9 protein-coding genes are annotated in these 12,961 nt (G+C 44.2%); 8 read left to right on the forward strand and 1 reads right to left on the reverse strand.

The window, feature by feature from the left end; all coding sequences use genetic code 11:
- Positions 1-71 precede the first annotated feature (71 nt).
- The 3 genes from V1501_RS05745 to V1501_RS05755 all read left to right on the forward strand — a co-directional run bounded on the left by V1501_RS05745 (position 72) and on the right by V1501_RS05755 (position 4,825).
- Positions 72-626, forward strand: coding sequence for a GNAT family N-acetyltransferase (locus V1501_RS05745; protein WP_409291873.1), 555 nt, complete (start codon positions 72-74; stop codon positions 624-626).
- Positions 627-1,178: 552 nt separating this feature from the next.
- On the forward strand, positions 1,179-3,980 hold the full coding sequence (locus V1501_RS05750) for a response regulator (protein WP_409291874.1): 2,802 nt from the start codon (positions 1,179-1,181) through the stop codon (positions 3,978-3,980).
- A 26-nt stretch (positions 3,981-4,006) separates the two neighbouring features.
- A complete protein-coding gene (locus tag V1501_RS05755) occupies positions 4,007-4,825 on the forward strand; it encodes a CheR family methyltransferase (protein ID WP_409291875.1) in 819 nt (272 codons plus the stop codon).
- A gap of 27 nt (positions 4,826-4,852) precedes the next feature.
- On the opposite strand, the gene V1501_RS05760 is transcribed toward V1501_RS05755, so the two are convergent.
- Complete coding sequence (locus V1501_RS05760) at positions 4,853-5,995, reverse strand: PP2C family protein-serine/threonine phosphatase (protein WP_409291876.1); 1,143 nt, start codon at positions 5,993-5,995, stop codon at positions 4,853-4,855.
- A gap of 717 nt (positions 5,996-6,712) precedes the next feature.
- On the opposite strand from V1501_RS05760, the gene V1501_RS05765 reads away from it, so the two are divergent.
- From V1501_RS05765 to V1501_RS05785, 5 genes are all read left to right on the forward strand, one after another.
- On the forward strand, positions 6,713-7,696 hold the full coding sequence (locus V1501_RS05765; protein ID WP_409291877.1) for a sortase domain-bontaining protein: 984 nt from the start codon (positions 6,713-6,715) through the stop codon (positions 7,694-7,696).
- A gap of 973 nt (positions 7,697-8,669) precedes the next feature.
- Positions 8,670-10,025 (forward strand): copper amine oxidase, encoded by a 1,356-nt coding sequence (locus V1501_RS05770; RefSeq protein WP_409291878.1) that lies wholly within the window; start codon positions 8,670-8,672, stop codon positions 10,023-10,025.
- Between the two features lie 659 nt (positions 10,026-10,684).
- The gene (locus V1501_RS05775) at positions 10,685-11,059 is read left to right on the forward strand and encodes a DUF2500 domain-containing protein (RefSeq protein ID WP_409291879.1); all 375 of its coding nucleotides are present in this window, start codon (positions 10,685-10,687) and stop codon (positions 11,057-11,059) included.
- A 252-nt stretch (positions 11,060-11,311) separates the two neighbouring features.
- Complete coding sequence (locus V1501_RS05780; protein ID WP_409291880.1) at positions 11,312-11,662, forward strand: DoxX family protein; 351 nt, start codon at positions 11,312-11,314, stop codon at positions 11,660-11,662.
- Positions 11,663-11,793: 131 nt separating this feature from the next.
- The gene (locus V1501_RS05785; RefSeq protein ID WP_409291881.1) at positions 11,794-12,504 is read left to right on the forward strand and encodes a DUF421 domain-containing protein; all 711 of its coding nucleotides are present in this window, start codon (positions 11,794-11,796) and stop codon (positions 12,502-12,504) included.
- Positions 12,505-12,961: the final 457 nt, after the last annotated feature.

Below are 12,961 nucleotides of genomic sequence, written 5' to 3' on the forward strand. Positions count from 1 at the left end.
CCATAGTGGGGCTTGTGGCTTTTTAACCGGATTTTTTATGAAAATATATTGAAAAGGCGTTGGGGAGAAGCATGTTTAAAGCCAATATAAATTCTGATACATACATAGCCTTACTAGACGATGCTCATGCAGAAGAATTATTTTCATTGATTGTCCGCAACAGACAGGCTCTAGGAGAATGGCTATCCTTTCCCGGATATACAAAGGATGTGAGTGATACGGAGGTATTCATCCGAAGGTCCTTGGCCGGATTCCATGGTGACGGCGGCTTTTGGGCAGGCATATGGCATAAAGAGAAGCTTGCCGGCTCTATCGGATATTTATATATAGACAAGAAAAATAAGAAGACAGAGATAGGCTATTGGCTGGGCAGCGAGTTTGAAGGAAAAGGGCTTGCAACACAAAGCTGCCGGTTCCTGATACAGAACGCATTCGAAAACCTTGGGCTCAATAAAGTAGAAATCAACGCAGCGGCTGCGAATCACAAAAGCAGGGCCATTCCCCGCCGGCTTGGTTTCAAAGAGGAAGGCACAATCAGGGATTATGAGCTGTTGAACGGAAGATACCTGGACCGCACTTGTTATGGCTTGCTTAAGAAAGAGTATTTTGAACAAGCTGAGAATTGAAGAAAAGCATATTCTATGAAGTACATTAAGGACGTATTTGACATTAAATGGTCCATCAAAACTGAAATAAAGCTTGAGGATGCCCCGGAGTATTAGGAACGGAGGGCAGGGGGCGGGTCAGGTTCCGGATCGTATACAGAAACCGGATATTTAATTGAAGGGAAGGCATTAAACGTTTTTGTAAGCTGCGGAAAAGGTTCAAGGCAGTCGGATGCCCAACAATTCTCTGACCCGATATTCATAGACTAAAAGCCATAAGGCCAAAATAGAAGGCAGCCATCCTGCTGCATGGGACACCGCAGAGAATATCTGACGGTGTTCTTCTGTGTAGAAGGGGCGGAGCTGCTTGTATCTTATGCTTCCTAAAACCCGGGTGTGAACATCATTTATCCTGCTGGCATACCTGCCTGCGGCTTACTCTGCTCCACCGCCATATAAACCTATAAGATTAACATAAAAAGCAAGCAAACTAGATATACAGCATTATATTTGCTATAGTTAAGTATAAAAGACTTTTAGTATATACAAATCATAGGAAAGTAGGAAAAAAGTGTGGGATTCAAGAAAAAGCAATATATCGGGCTGGGCTTGACCGTCTTTTTTATGCTCCTATTAATGTCTGTAATCCTTATGATGATGAGTTCTATCAAGGCAAGCATTCTTGAGATTGTACAGGATCGTTATCAGAAGGTGAATTATACAACCGAGATCAGGCAGAAGCTGTATCAGAAGGACCGTGACCTGCTGAAGCTGTTTTCAGGGAACGGCGATGAAAGAAAGGCCGGAGCGGAAGCAGGTAGTGACATACCCGCCCTGCTTTCCCAGCTGGAGCAGTCTTCCAACCGGAAAAAGTCTGATGCGCTGATAGCCGATATAAAGGGCTCATATGAAAACTTTGCCCGGATGGAGACCAATATCCGCAGCGAAGCAGCAGGCAAGGCGAGCCTGGCAGAACTCCGCGGAATTTACAGCAATGAAGCAGAAACCCGGGACAGCTTGTTCAGTAAAATTGAAGATTTCAAAGCCTATCAAGAATCATTGATGAAGGATTCCCTTGCAGAAGCGACTGACACCTATAACCAGCTGGTGACAGCCCTGATTGTTGTCGTAGCGATTGCCCTGGTATTGATTGCAGGTGTAATGCTCTGGGTGATACGGAGTACTACCCGCAATATTAACTCCATCACGCATGTTATCAAAAATGTCGACTTTAACAACCTATCTTCCATTCCAAGGATTCCTATCAAGGCAAGGGATGAAATCGGCGATATTGCCCTGGCCTTCAACTCGATGGCTTCTTCCATTGAGTCCTATAATGTAAAGGAATTGAAATATACGGCTGAAATTAAGGAGCAGAACTGGATTGAATCCAATTCAGTCGATATTGTGAATCTATACAGCCGCTTTGTTTCCGTCAATGCGCTTGCAGAGGAGTTCATGAAGAAGCTGGCACCTGCCGTCGAGGCGAACCTCGGTGCGTTCTACTTGAAGGATGATTCTGAAGGGGAGTATGTATACAGGAAGATTGCTTCCTATTCCGACCCTGAACGAACAGCAGGAAGGCAGGTATTTAAGCCTGGGGAAGGAATTATCGGCCAGGCAGCATCCGAAAAGAAAACCATCCTGCTTGCTGACATACCGGAAGATTACCGTATGATTTCAACCGGCCTTGGAGAAGCGGCGCCCAAAAGCATCCTGATAGCACCTGTCCTGCTTAGGGATGAAGTGGTTGCAGTCGTAGAAATCGCCAGTCTTAAGCGATTCACCCCCGCGCAGCATAAGCTGGTCGAGAATGTTCTGGACACCCTCGGAATGGGCATTACCAATATTGCAGGCAGGATGGAAATTGAGCGCCTGTTAATCGAGGCCCAGGCACAGACGGAAGAGCTTCAGGCGCAGTCGGAAGAATTGCAGTCGCAATCTGAAGAATTGCAGGCACAATCCGAGGAGCTGCAACTGCAGACAGAAGAGCTGCGGATGACAAATGAACGGCTTGAGGAACGGTCGATCGAGACAGAGCTTAAGTCCAAGGAATTGGAAAAGGCGAAGGAGGAGCTTGAACAGAGGGCAAAAGATTTGCAGCTGAGCTCTAAATACAAGTCAGAATTCCTGGCAAATATGTCACATGAGCTGCGTACACCTCTAAACAGCATCCTGCTTCTGTCGGAAATGCTGACAGATGAATCGGATGAAGCTCCTGCAGAGGAGCAGAAGGAATTTGCGAGGGTTATCCATTCTTCCGGACAGGATCTGCTGAACCTGATCAATGATATCCTTGATCTTTCTAAAATTGAGGCAGGCAAGCTCGAGATCAACTTTGAAGAAGTCTATCTGAATGAATTCTTTGACAGGCTGGAGCGTAATTTCTCCCAGACAGCCAAAAATAAAAACCTGGACTTTAAAATAGATTTCAACGGCTCTGTGCCGCCCATTATTTACACAGATGAACAGCGGCTTGAGCAGATCCTGAAAAATCTGCTTTCCAACGCGTTTAAGTTTACGGAGCGGGGATCGGTCTCCATCAAGGTAAGTGAAGCTGCAGAAACGGAAACCAGAAGACTGCCGCTTTCAGGATCTGTAGAAACCTGGGTGAAAATCTCCGTAACCGATACAGGAATAGGCATACCGCAGGATAAGCAGGCTATGATCTTCGAAGCCTTCCAGCAGGTGGATGGGGCCGTCATGAGGAAATATGGCGGAACCGGGCTTGGACTCTCCATTACAAGAGAATTCTCCCAGCTGCTGGGCGCAGCGTGCACTGTCGACAGCAGAGAAGGGGAAGGAAGCACCTTTACGCTGATCATCCCTAATCTTCCTGACGGTCTGCCGCAGCTTGCCGAGGAGAAGCTGGCCCAGGCGGAAGCAGCCTCGGCTCTCGAGGCAGCCGCTGTGTCTGCTTTCACTATTGAGGCTGAACCGGCTGCAGAGGTTAAGATCAATGAGGCAGTACCTCCTATGGAAGAAGATGAGACTGCTGTATTGAAGAGAAAAACTGTATTGGTTGTGGATGATGACCATCGTAATATATTTACACTGAAGAATCTTCTTAAAAAAGAAGGAATGAACATCATCACAGCGGAAAACGGGGTAGAGTGCCTCGATAAACTGGCAGATCATCCTGGGGTCGACATCATCCTTATGGATATTATGATGCCGGTTATGGACGGCTATGAAGCCATCCAGCGAATAAGGAATATGGACGAAACTGTAAACTCCATCCCTATCATTGCATTGACTGCGAAAGCCATGAAAGGCGACCGCGACAAGTGCCTGGAAGCGGGGGCAACGGATTATATCAGCAAGCCGCTGAAAGTGGACCAGCTTCTTTCCGCAATGCGTGTGTGGGTGTCGTGACTAAGTAATATCAATAGGGGATGAGTATGAATACAGAAGAACTCGAGCTGGACCTTTTATTGTCAGCAGTATACCGGCTTAGCGGGTTTGACTTCAGGCAGTATATGCGCTCTTCCCTGATGCGCCGGATTCACAACCGGATGAATATGGAACGTCTGAAGAGCATCACTTCCCTGACTGAGAGAATCATCCATGATGAAACGGTTCTTGCCAAAGTATTAGGTGATTTTTCAATCAATGTCACAGAAATGTTCAGGGACCCCTCTTTTTTCAAGAGCTTCCGGGAAGAGGTGGTGCCACTGCTTTCAAGCCTTCCGGAAATCAGGATCTGGCATGCCGGCTGTTCCACTGGGGAGGAAGCTTATTCAATGGCTATCCTCCTTCATGAGGAGGGCCTTTCCTCGCGTGTGAAGATCTATGCCACCGATATGAACGAAATCGTCCTGAAAAAGGCTGCTTCCGGAACCATGCCGCTTCAAAAAATGCAGCAGTATACAAAGAATTACATGGCCTCCGGCGGGAAGAAATCCTTTTCGGAATACTACACCGCAGACAGTGAGCGTGCCTATATCGATGGGGCATTGAAAGACAAAATCATTTTTGCCCAGCATAACCTGGTCACGGATGGGTCTTTCAATGAATTCCATGTAATCATCTGCCGGAATGTCTTGATTTATTTCAATTTGGAGCTGCAGCAGCAAGTGCTGCAGCTGTTTAATGAAAGCCTGGCACCGCAGGGATTCCTGGGTCTTGGCAGCAAGGAGTCCATCCGGTCGGATGGGCTGGACTTTGAAAACTTTAATATGCTGGAAAAGCTATTCCGCAAAAAAAGCAGAAATCCTTAAAATGGATTTCTGCTTTTTGTTTGCCCGTTAAGTTGCCTGTATCAGCACCGCACACATATCATCCAGGGCGGCCTCCTGTTGTTCCTTTGTCAGAATGGCATCGATGGGTTCAATATCGCCGGCATTCTCAAGATACACTGAGGAGGCTTTCCTCAGGAATTCCTTCCCAGCCTCATCATATTTATCTACCGCCTCGTGAACTCCGTCCGTGAATAGAAAAAGCTGCAGAGAATCTTCGTAGCTGATCACATTTTTCCGGATGTTCATATCCTCAAAGAAACCGATGGCACAGGTATGGCTGGCCAGGTCTACAGGAGTATGCCCGTTGATCAGGGCAAAACCGCTCGGATGACCGGCATTAATATATTCAACCTGGCGTTTGGATGTATCTACAACTAAATAGAGGGCTGTGAAATAATATGGGATTTTTGGGTTATGCAGATTGAGAGAGTTCATCCAGCGGTTCAACTCCTGAATGACAAACTCTGGATCGGGGTTATTGCGAATCGAATCACGCAGGACAGATGAGATGAACATGCAGACAAGTGAAGCTGAAATCCCATGGCCCATCATATCAAGCTGAATGACAGCATAGCGGTTTTCGTCAATTTCATACCAGTAATATAAATCCCCGGCGAGTTTAAAAACAGGGATATATGAAGCTTTGATGACCAGATTTTCTTTCTGGACAGGCCTGCTCAACAGGCTCGTCTGAACCTGCATGGAAAGTTCCAGTTCGGTTCTGATTTTTTCATCCTGCTTTTTGTGCCAGTTTTTTTCATATTTAAGACGGAGGGCTACCCTGATCCTCGCCAAAAGCTCCGTTTTATTAATAGGCTTCATCAAGTAATCCATACCGCCGGCATCCAGGGCTTCAACAACTTTTTTGGAATCCTCGAGTGCCGTAACAAAAATGATCGGAATATCCTTCAGATGATCGCATTCCTGCAGTCTTCTGCATGCTTCAATTCCGTCAATTTCAGGCATCATGATATCCATCAGGATTACGTCTACCTGCTCTTCTATTATAAAAGGTTTATCAGATTCCAGATATGTAAACATGTCCTGCGCTGTTGTGAAAGACAGGAGGTCGGTGTAGCCAGCGCGGTTAAGCAGCTTTTCAATCACAAATAGGTTGGCTTCATTATCATCTACAAGCAAAATAGCCATTTTTCTTTCCCTCTTCCATTGGTCTAAAAGTCTATATGTATTAGTGAACATGTTTATTTACCCTTTGTCAAAGAAATGAAACCTCTTTTAAAGGAGAAATAGATCAGAAATGGAATTAGTTATAGTGTGAAATTGAAGATAGAGGCGGGAAAAGCGGGAAATGTTAATAGTCTGCTAATCGTATGTGGAAGAAATAGAGAATTCAGCAATCTGGCATAACAGGAAATAAACGTAAAATGGAGGGATAGACGGTGCTGTTTGGTAAGACTTTGTTTCACAGCTTTATAATGTTAGCTATTGCAGTGATATTCAGCCTTGATAACATTGTTTTCAAAGCTGCAGGGGCTGCTCTGATGGTTTTAATCTCAAGTAATGTGTATGATTTAATTATAATGTCTACCAAAAACTGGAACCATGAAAAACTTAACGGATCCGTTCATCAAAGGATTAATAGTAATTTTCGGCATTGCATCATATGCCTTTATATCCGCAAACTTTAGAGGCTGAAAAAGTTTAGAAGATTTTGTTAAAAAATTCAATATAAACTCCAGTATAAAAAAACTGGAGTTTTTTATGTTCTATTGCAGAAACTTTTGCTTCTGGTTAAAAAATATTATTTTCCTCACTTCCTGAGTGATCCATTTGGACCGTCATATGCGTTTACTCTTCAAGAAAGTCTGAAAAGAACGGACAGCATTCTGAATGGAGGTAAAATAAATGAAAGCTTTAAAACCCTGTCTGGCAGCTGCCGGAATCGCCCTGCTTCTTACAGGATGCCAGGATCTGAATACTTCATTCATGAAAAATGGCGGAGCCGGGACAAATGATATAAAAACGGCAGAAGTGAAGAAAGAAGAAAAGCCGGGGGATGAGGTTTCAGAAGATCCTGTGTTTAAGGAATTCAATCTCCTTCAAAAGGAGACAGAGAACTACATTAATAAAAGGATTGAACTGGAGAGAACGGCAATGGCATCCGGAGAAGGGTTGGAACCTTCCCGGATCATCATTCCGAGCATCAAGGTAGATGCAAAGATTGAGAGAGTGGGGCTCCTTGAAAACAATCAGCCTGATGTACCTAAAGATGATAAAAATGCAGCCTGGTTTGAGCCGGGAACCAAGCCGGGCCGTATCGGGAGTGCCGTAATTGACGGACATGTCGACAATAAATCTGGACCTGCTGTTTTCTTCAGGCTGAAGGAGCTTAAGCCGGGGGCAGAAATCATTCTATTGGATAAAAAGTCTAAGAGAATGGTCTTTTCTGTTGATAGAAAAAAAAGCTATCCTTATAATGGTGCACCGATAAAAGAGATTTTCGGCACAAGGGACAAACCGAGACTGAACCTGATTACATGCACAGGGCTGTATGACCGCTCTACAAATAACCATGAAAAGCGCCTGGTGGTCTACAGCGAATTAAAAACAAGACCGCAGCCAGAAAAAATCCTGCCGCCGCCCGAGGCGCCTGCCGATACATCCATAAATGGCAGCCTCCTCACCTGGCATGCTGTAAGGAAAGATACCATAGCAGGCTACAGGATATATAAAAAATTTCCGGACGGAAATCAGAGAAAAATAAAAAGCATCTCAACCTTGCAGCGTAAAAGCTACACACTGCCCGATTCATCGAAAGCCGGCTATTTTGTCGCCTCAGTCGATATATATGGTCAGGAATCTAAACACACTCCTTTCACAAGTCCATAAAAAACATACTAAAAATAGCCTGTTTTCCATGCATGCGCTTCAGGATGACATTCCTGCAGCCATTGTCCTGGGGCAGGTTTATTTTATTAAGCCGCTGTTAAATTATTTCAAAAAGGACTGTCCATGCAGACAGTCCTTTTGCGATTTTATTCAACTAAAGCAAGACTCATAGACAGTGCTTCAAGACACGACATCTATATCTATAATGGCACTTTATAAAGACTCCCGATCGTTCAATTCTCCTGCCATGGGGGTGATCCCTATATCCTGACACTTTCGATTTCTTATCAATCCTTTGACATGGGTGCCTCCATCAACAGATCTTTAGCTGCCCTTTCACCTAAAGTTCCAGTTACCCCAGTAATAATATTTTTTTACATGCAATCTCCAAGTTAATAACCTCTGCTTTCTATTTCTGTCATTCATTATTAAAACTAGACAGTCTAATATCTATTTCTCCTATTATAAATATTTTCCTTTTACAACTAAACGGCCGTTAAATTGAAAAGGAAGTAAAAGATATTTACTCGATGCTCAACTTCAAATGGTGAATTAATCAGGTACAGTTTTGCTGAATTACTCTGGCTATTTTACAATCGAACCTTATAAAGCAACGACGATTAAAAATTCATAATTAATTGATCCATTCCGGCAGACACTCCGTTAACTTAGTGTAAAAACAAAAGAGAAAGAGGATGAATTTAATTCTTTGAAAGAATTTTTACAAAAAGTGATCCAGCTTTCAAAGTCTTCCGTTTACTAAGTGTAAAGAAAGAGAGAAAGAAACCGTCACAAAAATTGCTGGCGTAAGTGATCCAAACTTTTCATCCGGGCGTTTACTTAGTGAAAAAGAGAAAGCGGCCGCAAAAAGAGTCGGAATATTAAGAAAATAAGACTCTGCAGCAGGACCGCCAGCTGCATGAAAGTAATATTCATGAACTGCATACTAAAAACAAAGAGGAGAGATTCTATTATGAAAGTAAATCCAAACTTTAAAAAACTCGCTGCCCCGGTACTTGGAATGACCTTATTATTTCCGGTTGTGGGAAACGCAGCAGCACCGGCTCCTACGGTAAATACACCAGCTGTAGACCTGCGGGCATCATTGGATCATTTATTGTCTGAACACTTTGCGCTTGCCTTCAACGCCATGACCACTGCCTATGAAGGATCTGAAGCAGCTAAAGAAGCCATGCAGGCACTGAATCAAAACGCGCTCGATATGACGCCGGCTATCGCTTCGCTTTATGGAGAAAAAGGAGCGGCTGAATTTGAAAGAATCTTTACAGCTCACAATGATGCCACAGATGATTATGCAATGGCCGTCAAAGCTGGAGATGAAGCTGCAGAGAAAAAAGCAGACATGGAAGTGGATAATTTCATTAAGGATTTCTCGGCATTTCTTGCTGCTGCAACTGAGGGGAAACTCCCGCAGCAGGCAGCTGAACAGGCTTTGAAAGCACATGAAGATATGGTTCAAAAATCATTTGACAACTATGTGGATGGAGATTTTAAGGGTAGCTATCAGACATATCGTGAAGGCTTCAAGCAGATGTTTGATATAAGCAAGGCGCTATCAGGAGCGATTGCAGCCCAAATGCCTGAGAAAGTCAAAAATACTTCACCTGATACGCCTGCAGGCGATTTGAGATCAGCTTTGAACAGACTGGCATCTGAGCACTTTGCCCTTGCCACGATGGAAATGCAGAAGGAATATGGGGGAGCCAAGGATTTCGATTTCGTTAACTGGGCCCAGGATGCCAATACTGCAGACTTTAAAGCTGCCATTTCGTCCATCTATGGAGCCGAGGCAGGAAACCAGTTCGTAAATGTTTGGCAGCCAAACCACATAGATGCGCAAAGTGACCTGGTCCAGGCAGTAAAGAAAAAAGATGATAATGCCCGAATGGAAGCTGAAAACAGAATGAAGGAATTTTCGAAGGAGTTCGGAACCTTCCTTGGTACGGCAACAGAAGGCAAGCTCCCTGAAAAGGCCGCCCAGGATGCGGTACTAGCTCACGAGGAAAGCGTTATTAACACCTTTGATGCCGCTGTTACAGGAGATTATGCTGCTGCCTATCAGTCATGGAGGGAAGGGTATAAAGCAATGTTTGGTGTCGGCCAGGCACTTGGCAATGGCATTGTAATGCAAATGCCTGATAAATTTGCTTCAACAGCGATGCCAGGCAAGATGCCACAGACTGGCGGAGGCGGAGCAAGTGAAACAACAGGATCCGAAACACCGTGGATGGAAGCTTCCCTGACAGCATTGCTTGCTTTTTCGGCTGCAGCAGTTATCAGAAGAAAAAAGCTCGGCCAATCCAAATAACTCCAGTTCAAAAAGGAGAGCGGAAGCTCTTCTTTTTGCTGTGGATTAGGAAGTTAAAATAATCATAGAGTTAGACTCTTTTCTATGGAAAAGGGGCGGAGCTGATCATGAAGCTTCCTGCACAGATGAAAGTCATGGCAGAAATATAGTATTTTCCCTATGGCCTGTGTCTTAGCTTTCTGGTATACCGCATATTTAGAGGGCGTTTCAAATTCAATTGGCATCGAGCCTGGCACTGGATAACAGAGGAATCGAGTGCCGCAATTGAACAGATTAGTGCCGCACTGGGCCTTCAGACAGAGCGGATTGGAGACATCAGTTCCAGCTTTGGGAACCTGGAGGATATGATAGAAAGTTTAAACAAACTCACTCAGGAATCAGATTAAAAACAAAAGGAAATCATTGGCTGCTGAGGCAGCTTTTCTTTATGTGAAAATTTCTCTTCTAAAAAGATTGTAGTAATTTCAGAAGAATAATTATTAAACAAAGTTATAAGGCGTGGGACTCATGCGGTAACAGTGGGACAGGTGAGACCCCGCAGCGGAAATCAACTTTCTCAAATAAAAGCCACATTGTAATGCGACAAAAACCATGTAAAAAAGAGGTCATCCTATATCAACCGTGTGGTAAAATTAGGTAAAAACAACGGGGGAATGGAAATGTTTGAAAAACCACAGGATGATTTTATGTTCCAGGCAGTGCCTATTTTCATCGGCATTATATTTTTTATAGTTGCTGCCCTTATCGTGACTGCAATAATTAGTTCCATTGTTCAATGGAATAAGAACAACAATTCTCCAAGACTCAGCGCAAATGCCAGGCTTATTGCCAAAAGGACCGAGATATCTGGAGGCGGTGACCGGCGGGCCTTCACGTATTATTTTGCAGCCTTTCAGACGGACAGCGGCTCCCGGATGGAATTTGAGCTGAAAGACAGAGAATACGGACTGCTGGCTGAGGGGGATGAAGGCGTTCTTGATTATCAAGGCACAAGGTTTCTTGGTTTCATCCGGCGTGGCATCCTGCACAATTAGCCTTTATAGCTGTCCGGAACAGGGGGAATATGAAGACCGGTTATGTCAGCTGCTGTAGAGAGCGGGAAATCCGAAATAAAAATAAAGCTTATATTAAAGACATGATGGATTAAATACCAGAAGCGATAATCCGGACCTGAACATAAAGGAAGCCGGGAGACAGGTCTTACTGCAGCTTCCTCCCTTTCATTCTAATCGCTCATTCTCCTGAATAGAATGTTACAGAATAAGATTTGGAGGGAGATGTGCAGAGTGGAGCTTTTATCGACAATTCTTCAAATTTTTCTGGGTGCTGCATTTATATTTTTTGGACTGATGAAATTTACTTCACGCCAGATGGCTGAAGGATTTAAGCATTTTGGGCTGCCGCCGTGGTTTCGAGTATTCACAGGGATCGTTGAGCTTGCAGCGGGTGCCCTTGCTGCCGCCGGTCTCTGGCTGGAACAGCTGGCGGCATGGGGCGCCTTGATTATTGTGGTTACCATGGCGGGAGCCATCCTCACTCATCTGCGTGTAAGGGATTCTTTTTCAAAATGTATCTCTCCGATCCTGTTTCTGATCCTGGGTGCAATCCTCATCTTCCTGAACATGGATTCCTTCTAATAAATTGAAATTTTGGTAAAGGGCCCCGCCGATAAGGGCCCTATTTTTTATTGTGCAGTCATGAACCCAGGTTAATTAATAGTTTTTTTTGCATACTAATCCTAGAGCATTCTGTTACAGGGGGCATGGGTATGGAGGAACATGTACTCGTTATATTGAGGACAATTCTGGCATTTAGCATCTTATTTTTAGCAGCACGATTTTTAGGAAAACAAACAATCTCACAAATGACTTATTTCGACTTTATAGCATCCATAACACTGGGTGCCATCATTGCTAATTTATCATTTAATTTAACCATAAAGCCGCACCATCTTGTCCTCTCGTTCACGTGGTATGTTCTCGTCATTTTCCTGCTTGCATATCTATCCATGAAAAGCAGAAGGGCAAGGCGTTTTTTTGCAGGAGATCCGACCATCCTCATTCAAAATGGCAAAGTGCTGGAGCATAACATGAGAAAGATGCGATATACCCTGGATTATTTGAATCAGCAGCTTCGGGAAAAAAGTGTATTTAATATAGATGAAGTATTGTTTGCGATCCTTGAAGTCAATGGGACAATGACGGTTTTAAAGAAGCCTCAGTACCGGCATGTTACCATGCAGTCATTATCATTGTTTACACATGAAGAATCCTTCCCAATTGAGGTGATCATGGATGGGCAGATTGTTCACAACAACCTCAAGGAGAACCAGATCAGCCTTTCCTGGCTGCAATCCGAGCTGGACAAGCGATACCTCGCCGAAAAGGATGTCTTCTATGCAGTCTTAGGGGGAAACGGGAGCCTGTATATCGATACCTATAACGATTACATCGCTTCCCCCATTGACCGTGAACCGTAAAAAGCACTCGAACGTAAATACCGTGAGGAGGGCTGGCATATTCAGTTTCAAGATTATCGGATGGATTCAATATGGGGGGATTGAGGCGTTTGACCTTTTTTTCACTTTATTCCCTGCGTGTATTGATTTATCTGGCGTCCGGGGGATCATGACCGTCTGGTTAATATAAAGGGTATATATGATGCCTATGGAATTTCTAAATATCATTTAATGTGAATCATAATCTTGGAAGAATTGTCTATATCGAGACCTTTAGGGGAAGGAATGGAGGAATCAGGCCTGCAAGACTTCCGGCGATATAAATGTCTGGGAAGTAGTGCGTAAGACGGAAGAAGACTCCTATCTGGTCTAGGGCTTTGACTGAGGGCACGATCAATATGCCACAAACTCCCGGATACTGCAGCAATATTTTGTGATGCACCGCGCAAGGAGCCTTCACAAGTATCTGCAGACTAAC

Origin of the sequence: Paraperibacillus esterisolvens (assembly GCF_046237625.1) — a bacterium.
GTDB classification, from domain to species: Bacteria; Bacillota; Bacilli; order Bacillales; family DSM-1321; genus Paraperibacillus; species Paraperibacillus esterisolvens.